Below are 16,211 nucleotides of genomic sequence, written 5' to 3'. Positions count from 1 at the left end.
GTTCGAAAGAGCTCATCGCAGGCCGCCCACCAGCTGCTGCTGCTCGGCTTCCGCGCCCAGCGGCACGTAACCGGTCTGCACGAGCTTCACGCCGCGGCGGGTGACCAGCTGCGCGCGGCCCGCGGGCAGGTTGCGCGGGGTCGCCTCGCCGAGGAACTTGCCTTCTTCCTTGGGGTAGGAGAAGACCACGCCGGGGCTGCCCAGCTCCCACACCCGGCGGATCACCGGGTCGCTCAGCGCGCGCATCACCCCGGAGGTGCTGCGCGCGACGATGAGGTGGAACCCGATGTAGGCGCCCTGCGAAAGCAGCGACAGCAGCGGCTCGAGCGGCGAGCCCATGCCGCCGGTGAGCAGCTGGTAGTCGTCGACCACGAAGAACAGCCGCGGGCCCGTCCACCAGTCGCGGCGCTTGAGCCGGTCGGCGGTGATGGACTGGTCCGGTACCCGCGGGGTGAGCGACACGCTCGCCTGCGCGGCCAGCTCGTGCAACGCCTCCGTGGTGGTGGCGTAGCCGACGCGGTAGGCCTCGGGGACCTCCGTGTCGAGCATGCGGCTCGGGTCGGCGAGCACGATCTTCGCCTCGCTCGGCTGGTAGCGCGCGAGCACCGAGCGGATGACCAGCCGCAGCAGGTTGGTCTTGCCGGTCTCGTTGTCGCCGAAGGTGAGCAGGTGCGGCGTCGCCTCGAAGTTGTGCCACACCGGCAGCAGCCGCTGCTCGTCCTGGCCCAGCGCGATCCGCAGGTCGCCGTCCGGCCGCGGGAGCTCGCTGATCGGCAACGTGTTCGGCAGCATCCGCACCGCCGGCGCCTTGCGGCCCGGCCAGAACGTGTGCACCTCTTCGGCCACGGCCTTGGTCGCCGCCGCCAGGTCGTCGGTCGCGGAGCTGCCGTCCATGCGCGGCAGCGCCGCCAGGAAGTGCAGCCCGTCCGGCGTCATGCCGCGGCCGGGCTGGTTCGGCACCGTTTTGGCCTTGCGCGAACCGATCTCCGACTCCATCGGGTCACCCAGGCGCAACTCGAACCGCGTCTGCAGCAGGTCGCGCAGGTACGGGCGGATCTCCGACCAGCGCGTGGACGCGATCACCACGTGGATGCCGAACGACAGACCGCGCGAGGCCAGCTCGCCGATCTTCTGCTCCAGCTCCGAATAGTCGTTCTTGAGGCTGTACCAGCCGTCGATGACCAGGAAGACGTCGCCGAACGGGTCGTCGATCTGGCCGCGCCGGCGCAGCTGCCGGTAGACCTCCATCGACTCGACCCCGCGCTCGGAGAACACGTTCTCGCGGTACTCCATGATCTGCGAGATCTCTTCGATGGTCCGCACCACGCGGTCGCGCTCGAGGCGCGTGGCGACCGAGCCGACGTGCGGCAGGCCGTTGATCGACATGATGCCGCCACCACCGAAGTCCAGCCCGTAGAACTGGACCTCCTCCGGCGTGTGCGTCATCGCCAGCGCCAGCACCAGCGTGCGGACGATGGTCGACTTGCCCGTCTTCGGGCCACCCACCACGGCCACGTGGCCCGCGGCACTGGACAGATCGGCCATCAGCAGCTCGCGCACCTGCTCGAACGGCCGGTCGATCATGCCCATCGGCACCCGCAGGCGGCCGTGGTGCGCCGGGTCCTGCACGCTCATGCCGCGCACCGGGTCGGGCAGCACGCTGGGCAGCAGCGAGTCGAGGCTCGGCGACTCCGCCAGCGGCGGCAGCCACACCTGCCGCGCCGCCGGGCCCGCGCCCGTGAGCCGGTCGACGAACACGTCGGCCAGCGTCGGGCCGACCGGCGCCGCGTCGAGAGCGTCCACATCGGACATCTTCTTCTCGCCCGCGTCCGGCTCGTCGTCGCGGATGATGAACCGGCTCGGGCGCGCCTGGGTGAAGAACGGCACCACCTCGCGGCTCACGCGCGCGGCGTCCGCGTGGCCCTCGCCGCTGCCGGCGGGCACGGGGCCGGACACGTACGCGGCCTTGAAGCGCACCAGGTTCGTGGTGTCGATCTTGAGGAAACCGTTGCCCGGCTCCGAAGGCAGCTCATACGCGCTGCCGACCCCGATCACACTGCGCGACTCCATCGAGGAGAACGTGCGCAGCGCGATCCGGTACGACAGGTGGCCCTCCACGCGGTGGATGCGGCCCTCGTCCAGCCGCTGCGACGCGAGCAGCAGGTGCACACCGAGGCTCCGGCCCAGCCGCCCGACCGAGACGAACAGCTCCATGAACTCCGGCTTCGCGCTCAACAGCTCGGAGAACTCGTCCACCACCAGGAACAACGTCGGCATCGGCGCCAGCTGTTCACCGGCCGCGCGCGCCTTCTCGTACTCGTACAACGACGGATAACCACTGGCGCGCAACTGTTCCTGCCGGCGCACCATCTCACCGTTGAGCGAGTCCTGCATGCGGTCGACCAGCGGCAGCTCGTCGGCCAGGTTGGTGATCATCGCCGAGGTGTGCGGCAGCCGGTCCATCCCCAGGAACGTCGCGCCACCCTTGAAGTCAACCAGCACGAAGTTCAGGATCTCCGACGAGTGCGTCGCCGCCAGCCCCAGCACCAGCGTGCGCAGCAGCTCCGACTTGCCCGAACCGGTCGCGCCGATCAGCATGCCGTGCGGGCCCATGCCGCCCTGCGCCGACTCCTTCAGGTCCAGCTCGACGATCTCGCCCTCTTCGGTCACGCCGATCGGGACCGACATCCGCGCCCGCTGCACCGCCCGCGGCCGCCACTGCGCCGCGATGTCGAACGTGTGCACGTCCTTGATGTTCAGCAACGCCGTCAACCCGAAGTCGCTTTCCAGCGGCTGCTCCGCGATCTCCAACGTGCCGCTCGTCCGCTTCGGCGCCAGCAACCGCGCCAGGCCCTCGGCCTGCGTCACCGACAGCTCGTCGCGCAACGCCGAACCCGCGCCCGTGCCGGCCGGGAACTCGACCAGATCGTCCTTCGTGTTCAGCCGCAGCACCTTCGGGCCACCGGGCAGCGCACCCGTGACGTCCAGCAACACCACGTTGCGCAGACCCGCGCCCACCAGCCGCGACGACTCCGGGATCGGCGCCAGGTGCGCCACGATCACCACCAGCGGCTCGGTCGTGCTCGGACCCACCGACTTGTCGTGGTCGTCGCGGTCGGCGACGTCCGGGCCCAGGATGTCCATCAGCTCGTCGTGATCTGTCGCCAGCAACCGCAACGGACCCGCCGGATCGCGGAACGTCGGATGGTTGTTGTGCGGCATCCACTTCACCCAGTCCCACTGCGACTGGGCGGCCTCGGTCGTCAGCACCGCCACGCGAAGCTCGTCGGGCGAGTGGAACGTGATCAGCTGCGCCAGCATCGCCCGCACCAGACCGACGGCGGCCTCGGGGTCGCCGTCGAACTCCACGCTCGTGAAGCTGCGCAGCCCCACCGCCGTCGGAATGCCCGACAACGTCCGGTACGTCTCGGTGAAGCGCCGCAACGAAATGGCCGACAGCGGGTCCAGGTCCTCGATCGGCTTCGTGACCGGCGGCATCAGCTCCAGCGCCGACTGCTGCGACCCCAGCCCGATGCGCACGCGGCCGAAGTCGTCGTGGCTCACCCGCCGCTCCCACAGCCGCGGCCCCATCGCCAGCGACCACAGCGAATCCGGCGACGGGTTGTTCCACGCCACCGCCCGCCGCTGGTGCTCCGCCGTGGACCGCGCACGGTCGCGCACCTGCGCGATGTAGCGCAGGTAGTCGCGCCGCTCGGCCTTCATCTTCCGCTTGCGCTCACCCGCCGCCCGCGACAGCTGGCCCAGGCTCATGGCCATCATCGACACGCCCATGCCGCCACCGAGCACATACGTCATCGGCGAGCTGCCGCCCACACCCGAGAACGCCAGGATCATCACCATCGACCCGATGCCCATCGGCAGCATCATCAACAGCGAGTTGAAGTCCCGGGCCGCCGGCTCGGCGAGCACCGGCGGCTCCTGCAGGTCTTCCTGCCCCTCGGGCAGCTCCGGACCCGCGGCCCGCGGGCCACGCTTGACCGTCTCAGTACTCACCGGTGCACCTCCTTCCGAACCTTCCCCGTCACTCGAGCACGCCCGAAGGCCGGCTCGCCGGGCGACCCCACGCGGACTCGTCCTGGCTCAGCAGGTCCGCCATCGTGCGCTCGGCCTCTTCTTCCTCTTCGCCCTCTTCGACTTCGGCAGTGTCCTCTTCGGACTCGAGTTCGTCGGGGTCGGGTCCGCCGTTCGTGGGCAGCTCGTCGGCGTAGAACTCGCCCTGACCGGTCCGCACCCGCTGGTACGTCGCGAGGTGCGGCGAGTCCTCCGTGCCACCCGCGGGGCGCCACGGCTTGTCCGAGCGCTCCACCAGGTCGGTGACGAAGTCCTCCTCACGCTCCTCGCGCTGCGCGAACACCGAGGAAGGCAGCAGGCCCGGCAGGAAGTCGGCCGTGCCGGCGTCCCACGCCGAGGTGTCCACGACCTCCGCGGCCTGGACCACGGCGATGCGCACCTCGTCGGGCTCGCCACCGCCGACGCCGCCCGCGATCGCGCCTTCGCGGTCGTCGTGCTTGTCGTTGTACTGCTCGGAGTTCTGCGTGTTCTGGGCCGATTGCGTGGCCGGGGTTGCCGGCGTTGCGGCCGAGCCGGCCACGCCCCAGCCCGCTTGCACGGGCGGCACCACGACCGGAACGGCCGGGACCGCGCTCGTCGCCCAGCCACCCGAGCCGGCCGGCGGCTGGTCGCCGGTGCCCCAGCCCGTGACGGGGGCCAGGTCGTCGGGGGTCGCCGGGGTCACCGTCTCGGCCGGGGCGGCTTCGACGGGCGTCGGGTCGACCGGCGTCGGGTGGGCCGGAGTGGCGTCGACCGGCACCGGGGTGACCGGAGTGACGGCCACCGGCACCGGCGCGGCAGGCACCGGATCGGGCTGCGTCGACCACGACGTCGCGGGCGCCGCCGGGGTGTCGCTGACCACGGCCGGGTCGCCGGCACTCGCCGGGACCTGGCCGTTCGTCCACGGCTGCGTGGTGGCGTCGAGCAGGCTCGCGGAGTCGGGCCGGTCGGTCGCGGTGCCCGCCGGCGCGGGACCGCCCATGCCGTTCTGCGGCGGGACGGCCATGCCCGGCGTGCCGGTGTTGTCGACGTGGTGCGTGGCGGGCGCGTCGATACTGTCCACAGAGGACAGTGCCGGCGGCGCCCAGTCGGCCGACTTCGACGGCGGGGTGTCCCCGAACGAGTTCGGGTCACCGACGCCGGCCGGCGAGTTCGCCAGCCACGCGTTGTCCACGCCACCGAGCAGACCGGCCGAGTCGGGCCGGTCGGCAGCCGGTGCGTTCGCACCGGCCCCGCCTCCCGCGCCACCCGGCGGCATCATCGGCATGCCCGAGCCCGCACCGCCGGCGCCGACCTGGCCGGGACCGTTCGTCCCGTTCGGGTCCGCCAGCGACTGAGGCAGGTCCGGTGGCGGCACGAGGTTGCTCGAGTCGAGCCCCTTCACCCCGTCGAGCCCACCGCTGTCACCGGCACCACCGAGGTCACCGGCACCGCTGATACTCGCGTCCGCTCCGGGCGGCGGAGCCCACGACGCCGACTTGAGCGGCGGCGTCTCGCCGAACGAGGTCGGGTCGCCGATGCCCTGCGGGACGTCGGTGAGCCACGGCTTGTCGATGCCCCCGAGCAGACCGGCGGAGTCGGGCCGCTCGCTGCCCTGGTTGCCCAGGCCGCTCGCGCCACCACCCGCGCCACCCGGCGGCATCATCGGCATACCCGAGCCCGCACCGCCGGCGCCGACCTGGCCGGGACCGTTCGTCCCGTTCGGGTCCGCCAGCGACTGAGGCAGGTCCGGCGGCGGCACGAGGTTGCTCGAGTCCAGCCCCTTGATCCCACCGGGACCGTCCGAGCCCGCGCCACCGAGACCGCCGGCGCCGTCGAGGTCCGCACCGCCCGCGCCACCGGTCCCACCGGCGTCACCGGGCGGCGGCGCCCACGAAGCGTGGCTCAGCGGCGGGGTCTCGCCGAGCGAGGTCGGGTCGCCGATGCCCTTCGGGATGTCCGAGAGCCACGGCTTGTCCACGCCCCCGAGCAGGCCCGCCGAGTCCGGCCGGTCGCTGCCCTGGTTGCCCAGACCACCGGCACCACCCGCGCCGGTCGGCGGCGGCATCATCGACGGCGGCGGGATGGCGCCCTGGTTGCCGTTGTTGCTGCCATCCTGCAAGCCCGGCGGCAGGTCCGACGGGTTCAGCGCGTTGCTCGACAGGTTGTTGCCCAGGCCGGCGTTGTCCGGCGGCGGCGTGAGGGCCGGCGGCTTGATGTCGCCGAGGCCGCCACCACCACCCGTGCTGCCGGGACCACCGGTGTTGCCGAGGTCCCCGAGGCCACCCCCGCCCTTGACGTCACCGGGCGGCGGCGTGAGCGCGGGCGGCTTGATGTTGGCAAGGTTGGTCCCGCCGTTGCCGGCGCCGTTGTTGCTGCCCGTCGAGCCGGGCGGCGGCGTCAAATTGGGCGAGGTGAACGGGGGCAGGTTGCCGAGACCACCGTTCTGGCCACCGTTCTGCCCGCCGTCGTCGCCACCGATCGAGCCCGGGGGCGGCGGCAGGTTCGGCGACGTGAGCGGAGGCGGCGTGGTGTCGAAGTTGCTCAGCCCGGCGCCACCACCGGGGCCGCCGCCACCGGACGTGTCGAGGTTCGGCGGCGCCACGTCGAGGTTCCTGAACGGCGGCGGGTCGCCGGCACCACCGTCGCCGCCACCGACGTCACCAGGAGGCGGCGGGATGGCCGCGGCGTTGAGGGGCGGCGGGTTGCCGGCGCCACCGGTCCCGTCACCGCCACCGGTGTCACCCGGGGGCGGCGGGATGTTCGGGGGCGGGACGTTGCCCGCGCCACCACCACCGTCGCCACCACCGGCACCGCCGCCGGGAGGCGGGATGTCGGCGGGCGGCGGGATGTTCGGGGGCGGCGGCAGGTTGTCGTCACCGCCGCCGGGCGGCGGGACGTTCGGCGGCGGGGGCGGTGGGGCCTGGCCGGGCGGCGGCGGGCTGTAGCTGGAGGTCGCGACCGTGTTGTACTTCCCGGCCAGCTGGTTGCCGACCTGACGCATGTCGTTGGTCATCATCTCGACCGCGTCGGGGAACTGCGAGATGAACGCCCGCCCGTCGCCGAGCACCTTGCCGCGGGCGATGACCTGCTCGGCGTAGTAGCTGTCGATGTAGCGAAGGGTGTTCTGCGCCCACTGCAGGTAGGCGGCGGAGTTCACGAGCTGGGTCGGGATGTCGCGCGCACCGCCACCGCCGTCGGTGATCATGTGCACGAGGGCGTCGAACTTCCCGCTCAGGTTGGCGGCCAGGACCTTGAAGTTGTCGGCAGCGGTGCCCTTCCACGGCCCGTCGTCGCCCGCGAGAGCGGCGGTCTGGTCCTTGATGGCTTGGGAGATGGCGGCGAGGTTCAGCTGCGTCGTCTGGAACACGCCGGCGGCGGCCTGCAGCGACTGCCAATTGACGTTGCCGTAGGCCCGGTCCAGGTTGTCCTGACCGCCGGTCATCGAACCGCCGCCGAGGATGGCGGCCTCGATCTGCTTCCAGGTCAGCCCGTCGAAGTCCTTGCCGGGGTCCCCGGTGGTGTTCGATTTCCCGTTGCTGCTGGAGTCGGGCCAGATGCCGTCGTCGTCCTGCTGGAACCCGTTGTTGTTATTCGGGTTGTCTGCCATCTTCCCTCGTTCGCCTCGAACCTGGGACCGCCGCCCCCGTGGGACCGGTCAGCTGTGCTTGTTGCCCGCGTTGTTGATTTCGTTGCTGACGTTGCCGAAGTACTGGTTGTACTTGTCCATCGTCATGTTGTTGGCCTCGTCGGCGTCGTCGTAGGCCTTCGACGCCGTGTTCACGGCTTCGGAAAGGTCGTGCAGCGACGTGATGAGGTCCTGGATCGTGGCGCGCGTGGTGTCGCGCACCCCGCCGGGCCCGACGATCGGCTGGGTGATCTTGCCGTTGGCGGTGGCGAAGATACCGGGCTTGACGGTGATGCCGTCGAGCTGGCCGGGCAGGTCCTTGAGCGGGCCGTCGGCGAGGGTCTGCATGTTCGTGGCGAACGTGCGCATCGCCTCGGTGTTGACCGTGGTCACGCCCTTGCCGGGGTGATCGGCGCCGCCGGGAACCGGGGGCGGCGTGGTGACGTTGCCCTGCGGGATCCACGGGTTGTCGACCGGCGGCGGGGTCTGGTCACCCGGGCTCTTGAACGGGCCGCTCGTCGACGCCGGGGTGTTGTTCCCGTCGCCGTTGATGGAGTCCATCACCGTCTTCGCCGATTCGAAGACGACTGGGTCGAATGCCATGAGTGCTCACTGTCCTTTCAGGTCTGCGGACCCGGTGGGGACACCGGGGGCGCGGCGGGTGACCCACCGCGCCCCGGGGACCCGCGACGCCGGCATCAGCGCTGCGCGAACCGCTGCGCGTTGCCGCTCTCGGTGGTCGAGGTGCCCTCGTTGATGTGCGACAGGGTCTGCGAAGCGGCGTCGAGGGCCTGCGGCAGGACCTGGGCCTGCTGGTGGCACCACTCGTAGGTCGACTGGAACTCGTCGGCCGCCGAACCGGTCCAGTGCTCGCGCTGCGCCTGGATCTTGCTGTGCATCTCTTCCAGCAGCGAGGTGATCTGCTGCGCCTGCTGCTTGGCCGTGTTGACGGTGTCGCCCATCACGGCGAAGTTGATCTGGAAGTTGCCCAGAGCCATGGATCTGTCCTCTCAGGAGAAAGCTGGGGATTGGTTTCGAGCAGATCAGAAGCCGTTGAGGCCGCCACCGCCGATGGCAGCGGCCTGCGCGCGAGCCGTGGAGGTGTTGTCCTCGTCGCCGCGGTCGTAGTCCGCCGCGCCCTGGGTGACGTGCTCGGAAAGCGTGGTGAGGCGCTGCACGATCTTCTTCACCGTGTTGTCGAACTCGCCCATGGCCTGGTGGAAGATCGTGGCGGAGTCCGACCGCCAGGTGCCGAGCAGTTCCTGCATGGTCGAGTCCACCTGGCCACCGGTGCTCGTGATCCCGTCACCGGTGCTGTTGATCGTGCTCGCACCCTGACGCATGATCCCGGTATCGACCTTGGCGCCGTCCTGCGAAGCCATGCTCTTCTCCTCTGGTTGGATTGTTCTTCGATTGTCGACATGTAGTCGAAGCTGCTCTCCGCCGACACGACGTCGTCGTGAGGACGGTTCATCGCAAATGCCGTGACGCCGCTTCACACTTCCGAGGTTCGAGAAGGCTGACCGGAGCCGGCGAGGTAACGGTAAGTGAGTGCGCGACACCCTGCGGTCTGTTGTTCCCTTATGGACACCACGTCGCGGACGCGGGGGCAACAGCGTTCACGACCAGACAAACAAGACATGCCCAGCAAGGCCCCGGTGCGACTGACCGGATCGGTCCGCTTCTTGCCCCTTTTTCCGCCCAGGTCTGCATGAGAGGCCATCGCCGGAAAATGTCGGTGCGCCCCCGTAGAGTGCGAGCTGTGATCGACCAGCTCACCATCCCGACCGAAGCCGGCTCTTTCGACGCGATCGCCGCCGGGCCCCAGGACGGTCGCCCCGTGCTGCTGCTCCACGGTTTCCCCGAGGCCGCCGTGGAGTGGGAACACCAGGTGGCGACCCTCGGCGTGCTCGGCTACCGCGCCGTGGCACCCGACCAGCGGGGGTACTCGCCGGACGTTCGACCAGAACAACCGGCGGAGTACGGTATTTCTACCCTGGTGGACGACGCCGTGGCAATGGCGGATGCGTTGGGGTGGCCGAAGTTCGACCTCGTCGGGCACGACTGGGGCGGGGCCGTCGCGTGGTGGACCGCGGACGCGCACCCCGGCCGGCTGCGCAGCCTCGCCGTGGTGTCCACCCCGCATCCCGCCGCTCTCGCGGCGGCGATGAAGACCGACGAGGACCAGCACCTGCGCTCGGCGTACATGACGGAGTGGCGCGCGACGCCGGCCACGGAGCGGAAGATGCTCGCCGAGGGCGCCCGCGCGCTGCGCGACATCTTCGACCGCCGCATCCCGCCCAGCCGCATCGACGAGTACGTGCGGCGCCTCGAAGAACCGGGCGCGCTCACGGCCGCGCTGAACTGGTACCGCGCCGGCCGCCCCGGCGGGAAGATCGGCAAGATCGACGTGCCGACGCTCTACGTGTGGTCCACCGAGGACGTCGCTTTCGGCTCCACGGCGGCGCTCGACACCGGCAACTGGGTCACCGGGCCGTACCGGTTCGAGATGCTCGAGGACGTGTCCCACTGGGTCGCCGAAGAAGCCCCCGAGGCCCTCACCTCCCTCATCGTGGAGCACCTCGGCAGCCACTGACGAAGGAGCCGGCCCTGGTTTCGTTGGCACACGGGAATTATTACTGACATACGTCCAATTCGGACCGGTGGACAAGATCGTTCACCCGAGGCGGTCACGCGTTGACCTGCGGGCCGGCGGCTGTCACGGAATGTGCTGTTCGGTGTGGTTCGCCGAGGGCGGGTTATGTTGTCGATTTTCGCTCCTGGGTAAGGATTTCCCGTCAATCATCGGGTTTCCGGGCTCGTGGCAACCGTGCGTCAAGGGCCGGCTCGGTAGTTCACCCGAGACGGGCCCCGCGGCGGCTCGATGGCCCCGGCGGTGACGGATCGTGTCGACCGGCCGGGCCCGGTGCCGTTTTGTCCACTTCGGACTCAATCGTTCACCCGAGGAGGTCGCCCGGAGGCGCGAGGGGCCGCGGCGGTCACGCACCGTGCCGCCCGGCCACCCGAAACGGGATGAACGGCACGGCCACCCGCCTTGCGGTACCTCGTCCGTGGAGCTCTGGTGTTCAGTGGTCACGTGGACACCATCACCGAATCCGAGTCCGAGCGCGTCGTCTTCGTCACGGAGGACGGCGTGCCGACGGGAGAGACCGGGCCGAAGCTCGCGAGCCACCACGGCGAGACGCGGCTGCACCTCGCGTTCTCGTGTTATGTGCTGCGCCGTTCGGACCAGTCGTTGCTGATCACGCAACGAGCACTGGACAAGAAGGTGTGGCCGGGGGTGTGGACCAACAGCGTCTGCGGGCACCCCGCGCCGGGCGAGTCGCTGCCCGACGCCGTGCGCCGGCGCGCGGCGTACGAGATCGGGCTGCCGGAACTGCAGGACCTGGAGTGCGTGCTGCCGAAGTACCGGTACCGGACGCCGCCGTTCCAGGGGATCGTGGAGAACGAGTTCTGCCCGGTGTTCGTCGCGTGGGTCGATCGCGACCCCGAGCCGAACCCCGAGGAAGTCGGTGACTGGCGGTGGGTCTCGTGGCCCGATTACGCACAGTTGCTCGAAGGCACTGGGGTAAACGTGAGTTACTGGGCCAAAGACCAGTACGCGCAGCTCAAGGGGAAGAAGCCGTTTTCGTCGTTGGGGCAACAGAACTTCGGTGCGTGACAAAACCGGGCCCCAGTCGTCCACTTGAGCGATATTCGCTTTCGCGCGTACCGATGCCTCAAGACACCGCTCCTTTAAGACGACAACCATGAGGTGGCGGAGGTGGGTGTGGCGGCCGAGGACGAGCTCACGGCGGGTGCACCCGCTCCCGATCTGCTGAGCCTGCACGAGTCCATCGCCGGCATGTTCGCCAAGCAGGGCGACTGGCGCCGGGCGTACGAGCACCTGCGGTGCGCGCTCGACATCGCGCGGGCCGGCAGCCTCCGGGACACGTTGACGTCGAGTTACAACCGCCGTTACCTCGACCAGCGCCTGCCCGGGCTGCCGGCCGCGCGCGGGCTGGCCGTCGCACTGATCGACCTCGATCGGTTCAAGCACGTGAACGACACGTACGGTCACCTCCTCGGCGATCGCGTGCTGTGCCGCGTCGCCGACCTCCTGCAGGAAGAGCTGCCACCCGACGGGTTCTGCGCGCGCTACGGCGGCGAGGAGTTCGCGCTCGTGCTGCCGGGCGTCGACGCGCCGGGGGCCGTGCGGATCGTCGAGGCCGCTCGCACGCGGGTCGCCCGTCACCCCTGGTCAGAACTTCAGCCCGGCTTGAGAGTCACCATCAGCGCGGGACTGGCGCACGCTTCCGCCGGCCCGGTGTCCGCCCAGCGGCAACTCCTGCGCGCGGACAACCTCCTGTACGCGGCGAAACGCGCGGGGCGCAACAAAGTCGCCTATCACGACCGCGAAACGACGCGCGTCATAACCCACTCTGAGTAACGTAAAGGCGGCTCACTCCCATTCGCTTGCTCCAATCTTCACCTGTTCGTCCGCTTCGGGCCGTCTTGGGTCGACTCAAGGTGAAGAAGTTCGCGGGAGGGTGTCGTCACGAACGGCGGGTATCCGTACGATAACGAAAACCTCCCGGGGAACGACGTGCCCGGGGAGAGCCGGAACGAAAGGCCCCGCCGCCGGTTCGTAAGCGCCCGAAGTGCGAAAGGAGTCCGAGTGCCCGACGATCGCCCCCTCCCCGGCACCGGTCGCCACTCGGACAACAGCACCCCCCGCACCCGCGCCGGCCGCCGCCGCTCCATGGAAACCCAGGGCGGCATCAGCGTCTCCGACGTCGTGGCCCGCCACACCGGCGAACGCCCGACCTTCGACACGGAAGACTCGGACCCGGGCTCGCGGCGCGCGGAACCCGGGGCGCGGTCGAACGGCAGCTCCCACCTGGCGGAGTCGAACGGCAGCTCCCACCTGGGCGGACCCAACGGCTACTCTGCCGCGCACGGCTCCCGCACGGGCTCGCGCCGCGCCGACGACTCGGACTTCGATGGCAGCTCACACCGCGCAGCGTCGAACGGCTCCTCCCATCTCGGCGGCAGCTCGCACCTCGCGGAATCCAACGGCTCCTCCCACCTGGGCGGCCGCGGCAGATCGCACGTCGCGGAGTCGAGCGGCAGCTCCCGCCTCAGCGGCGGCAGCAGCTCGCACCTCGCGGAGTCCAACGGCAGCTCCCGCTTGGCCAGCCCCGGCAACTCACACTTGGCAGAGTCCAACGGCAGCTCCCACCTCGGCGGCGGCAGCAGCTCGCACCTCGCGGAATCCAACGGCTCCTCCCACCTCGGCGGCGGCAGCAGCTCGCACCTCGCGGACGAGAGCTACTCGGCCTCTTCCCGCTCTCACCGCGCCGAGCAGCCGCCACCCCGCGGCCGCCGCGCCCGCCCCGACGACGACCCGCCCGCCGCACCTTCGGCGGGCGGCCCCGTGCCACGCGCGGATTCCCCGGGCCGGGCCTCGCACGCCGCGGATGCCGCGGAGCCGGCCCCCGCGCGCGGACCCCGCCGAGCCGCGCCGGAACCGCCTTCCCCGCGCCGCCCGACGACCTCGCAGCCACTCCCCACCGGCCGCCGCCGCGCCCCGGAACCCCCGGCGCCCGGCGGCAGCCACGCCGCGCCCGACGACAGCCCGGACTTCTCGGACCTCCCGGCCGCCGACCCCCCCGGCCGCCACGGCGCTTCAGCGCCGCCCGAGCCCCCGAACGGCCGCCCCCGCGGCCGCACCTCGGGCCCGCCGGGCGCCGCCCCGCTACCCCCGGCCGAACGCCCCGCGCGCCCCGACGGCCAGCGCCCCGGCCCGAACGGCATGCCAGGCGCAGGCGGCGCTGCCGCGCCGAATGGCAACCAGGGCCCGAATGGCATGCCTCCCACCAACGGCATGCCACGGCCCAACGGCGCCGCCGGCCCGAATGGCAAGCCGGCTCCCCATGGCAAGCCGAGCCCCCAGACCGGCACGAATGGCATGCCGGGGCCGAACGGCGCTGCCAGTCCCAATGGCAAGCCCGGCCCGAACGGCAAGCCGGCGCCGCGAGGCGACGCGAATGGCATGACCGGCGCAAACAGCGTGCCAGGCGCAGGCGGCCCTGCCAGTCCCCATGGCAAGTCCGCGCCGAATGGCACGTCCGGCCCCCATGGCGTGCCGGGAGCTGCCGGCCCCAATGGCAAGGCAGGCCCGAATGGCATGCCGACGGCCAACGGCATGCCACACCCCGGCGGTCCTGCCGGTGCGAATGGCAAGGCTGGGCCGAATGGCGGCGGCATGCCGGGGGCCAACGGCGTTGCCGGCCCCAATGGCAAGGCTGGGCCCGGTGGCAAGCCCGCGCCTCAAACCGGGCCGAACGGCAATCCCGCGGGCAACGGCATGCCCGGTGCCAACGGCGTCGCCAAGCCCAATGGCAAGGCCGGGCCCGATGGCAAGCCAGGGCCTCAAGCCGGGCCGAATGGCAAGGCCGGGCCGAATGGCAACGCCGCGGGCAACGGCATGGCCGGGCTCAATGGCAAGGCTCCCAACGGCAAGTCCGGACCGAACGGCATGCCGGGCCCCGGCGGGATGCCGGGACTGGATGGGCTTGCCGGTGCGAATGGCAAGCCGGGGTCGAGTGGCACGTCCGGGCCGCACGGTGTGCCGACGGCCAACGGTGCTGCCGGGCTGAATGGCAAGGCCGGGGCGAATGGCAAGCGGCGGCCCCAAGCCGGTGCGAACGGCCGGCCCGGGCCGAACGGCGCCGACAACGGCAAGCCCGGCGTGCCCGGCAAGTCCGGCGTGCCCGGCAAGTCCGGCGTGCCCGGCAAGTCCGGTGTGCCCGGCAAGTCCGGTGTGCCCGGCACAGACCGAGGTCTCGCGGCCGACGGGTTCGACGAGAACGACCAAAGCGCCGAAGCCGACCAGAACAACCAAGCCGCCCCGGGGGCAGAGCGCACTCAGCTCACCTCCCCAGTCGGGGAGCGCACCCAGCTCACGCCTCCCGTCGACGGCAAACGTCCACCCCGCCAGCGCCGCCCACCCGCGCGCCCCGCCGGGGTGCCCGCGCGGTCGGAGCTCGATCCGTTGACCATGACGGACGAGATGGAGGCGATCGACGAGGCCACGCAGTACCGCCGGAAGATCGACCACACTCTCGCGCGCTTCTCGGCCGCCCACGACGAGATGCTGGCGGAGGAGGACAAGCGGCGCGAGCGGATGGCGCGGCTGACGGCGAGGCCCGTCGCGTTGTTCGAGCAGACGCGCACCGCCCTGCAGCGCGTGGTGGCGCCCACGGGGATCCAGAAGGCGATCCCCGCCGAAGCCGAGGCAGAGGCAGAGGCAGACGACGAGAATCCCGAAGAGCGCGCCCCGCAAACGCGTCTGCAGGAGAAGAAGCAGCGCCACAACGAGCGGGCCGTCCGGATCGGGCGGATCGTGCTCATCGTGCTGGCCGTGCTGGTCTTCCTGGGCACCGGCGTAGCCTGGGGGGCGGTGAACTGGTTCGACGCCAAGTTCACCCAGGTCGCCGCGCTCGACGAGAACTCCTCCGACATCCGCAACGCCGACGCCCAGGCCAACGACGAGAACTTCCTCATGGTCGGCTCCGACAGCCGCGACGGCGCCTCCGCGGAAGAAGGCGTCGGCACGGCCGAGAGCAACCCCGGCGCCCGCTCGGACACCGTGATGGTCGCCCACGTGCCGGCCGACCGGAAGCGCGTGGTCGTGGTGTCGTTCCCGCGCGACCTCGAGATCAACCGGCCCGACTGCAACCGCTGGGACCCCTCGAAGTCCGCCACCACCGACGAGGTCGTGTCGGGGCAGAGCATTGCGAAGCTCAACACCGCGTACGCCGTGGGTGGCCCGCAGTGCGTCACGAAGGTGGTCCAGAAGATCACCGGCCTGCGCATCAACCACTTCGTGGGCATCGACTTCAACGGCTTCAAGGACATGGTCGACGCGGTCCACGGCGTCACCATCAACAACGAGAAGCCCATCGACGACGAGGTACTCGGCAAGGTCCTGCTGGAGACCGGTGACGTCACCATCTCCGGCGACCAGGCCCTGAACTACGTGCGTGCCCGGCATGTGAAGGGCGACCCGACGTCCGACTACGGCCGCATCAAGCGGCAGCAGGCGTTCATCGGGGCGCTGCTGAAGAAGGTCATGTCGTCCGATGTGGTCCTCGACCCGGGCAAGCTGTCCGGCTTCATCACGGCGTTCGCGAAGGCCACCTTCGGTGACAACCTCGGTGTGCAGCAGATGATGACGCTCGCCCAGTCGATGCGCGGCGTGGACCCGTCCAAGATCAACTTCATGACCGTGCCCACCACCGGCACCGCCAACAAGCGCGGCAACGAGGTCCTCGTGCAGTCCAGAACGGACTCGCTCTTCGACGCCCTGCGCGACAACACCCCGCTGCCCGGCGAAAAGACCACCACCGCGGCCAACGCGGGCAACTCGGCCAAGATCGACAGCAACACCGCCGAAGGCTGAGCCACGGGATTCGTTAGACCGGGTTCACGTGCGGTTCACCCTACGATGCGGTATTCGGACAACGCG

Annotated in this window: 9 protein-coding genes; 4 read left to right on the top strand and 5 right to left on the bottom strand. The window is 70.7% G+C overall.

Annotated features, from left to right (window positions below; all coding sequences use genetic code 11):
- Window positions 1-12: 12 nt before the first annotated feature.
- The 5 genes from eccCa to AB0383_RS10790 all read right to left on the bottom strand — a co-directional run bounded on the left by eccCa (window position 13) and on the right by AB0383_RS10790 (window position 9,060).
- Window positions 13-4,014 (bottom strand): type VII secretion protein EccCa, encoded by a 4,002-nt coding sequence (gene eccCa, locus AB0383_RS10810; protein ID WP_366186597.1) that lies wholly within the window; start codon window positions 4,012-4,014, stop codon window positions 13-15.
- A gap of 28 nt (window positions 4,015-4,042) precedes the next feature.
- A complete protein-coding gene (locus AB0383_RS10805) occupies window positions 4,043-7,660 on the bottom strand; it encodes a hypothetical protein (protein WP_366186595.1) in 3,618 nt (1,205 codons plus the stop codon).
- 48 nt (window positions 7,661-7,708) lie between these two features.
- Window positions 7,709-8,281: a hypothetical protein gene (locus tag AB0383_RS10800; RefSeq protein WP_364170023.1), complete on the bottom strand. Its 573-nt coding sequence runs from the start codon at window positions 8,279-8,281 to the stop codon at window positions 7,709-7,711.
- Window positions 8,282-8,376: 95 nt separating this feature from the next.
- The gene (locus AB0383_RS10795; protein ID WP_220245046.1) at window positions 8,377-8,676 is read right to left on the bottom strand and encodes a WXG100 family type VII secretion target; all 300 of its coding nucleotides are present in this window, start codon (window positions 8,674-8,676) and stop codon (window positions 8,377-8,379) included.
- Between the two features lie 45 nt (window positions 8,677-8,721).
- Complete coding sequence (locus tag AB0383_RS10790; protein WP_366186592.1) at window positions 8,722-9,060, bottom strand: WXG100 family type VII secretion target; 339 nt, start codon at window positions 9,058-9,060, stop codon at window positions 8,722-8,724.
- Between the two features lie 380 nt (window positions 9,061-9,440).
- Here AB0383_RS10790 and AB0383_RS10785 point away from each other — a divergent pair, with 380 nt between their 5' ends.
- The 4 genes from AB0383_RS10785 (at window position 9,441) to AB0383_RS10770 (ending at window position 16,145) form a co-directional block, all read left to right on the top strand.
- A complete protein-coding gene (locus AB0383_RS10785) occupies window positions 9,441-10,274 on the top strand; it encodes an alpha/beta hydrolase (protein ID WP_366186590.1) in 834 nt (277 codons plus the stop codon).
- 501 nt (window positions 10,275-10,775) lie between these two features.
- Window positions 10,776-11,360: an isopentenyl-diphosphate Delta-isomerase gene (idi, locus tag AB0383_RS10780; RefSeq protein WP_364170015.1), complete on the top strand. Its 585-nt coding sequence runs from the start codon at window positions 10,776-10,778 to the stop codon at window positions 11,358-11,360.
- Between the two features lie 93 nt (window positions 11,361-11,453).
- The gene (locus AB0383_RS10775) at window positions 11,454-12,128 is read left to right on the top strand and encodes a GGDEF domain-containing protein (protein ID WP_366186588.1); all 675 of its coding nucleotides are present in this window, start codon (window positions 11,454-11,456) and stop codon (window positions 12,126-12,128) included.
- Window positions 12,129-12,356: 228 nt separating this feature from the next.
- The gene (locus AB0383_RS10770; RefSeq protein ID WP_366186586.1) at window positions 12,357-16,145 is read left to right on the top strand and encodes an LCP family protein; all 3,789 of its coding nucleotides are present in this window, start codon (window positions 12,357-12,359) and stop codon (window positions 16,143-16,145) included.
- The last annotated feature ends 66 nt before the right edge of the window (window positions 16,146-16,211 follow it).

The organism is Amycolatopsis sp. NPDC051373, assembly GCF_040689465.1.
Lineage (GTDB): Bacteria > Actinomycetota > Actinomycetes > Mycobacteriales > Pseudonocardiaceae > Amycolatopsis.
The sequence above is the reverse complement of the archived record's forward strand: the minus strand, read 5'-3'. Positions and strand labels throughout refer to the sequence as shown.

Bases quoted from the DNA above. Each gene is read 5' to 3' on its own strand.
- AB0383_RS10805 (WP_366186595.1), bottom strand. From the start codon at position 7,660: ATGGCAGACAACCCGAATAACAACAACGGGTTCCAGCAGGACGACGAC.
- AB0383_RS10800 (WP_364170023.1), bottom strand. From the start codon at position 8,281: ATGGCATTCGACCCAGTCGTCTTCGAATCGGCGAAGACGGTGATGGAC.
- AB0383_RS10795 (WP_220245046.1), bottom strand. From the start codon at position 8,676: ATGGCTCTGGGCAACTTCCAGATCAACTTCGCCGTGATGGGCGACACC.
- AB0383_RS10790 (WP_366186592.1), bottom strand. From the start codon at position 9,060: ATGGCTTCGCAGGACGGCGCCAAGGTCGATACCGGGATCATGCGTCAG.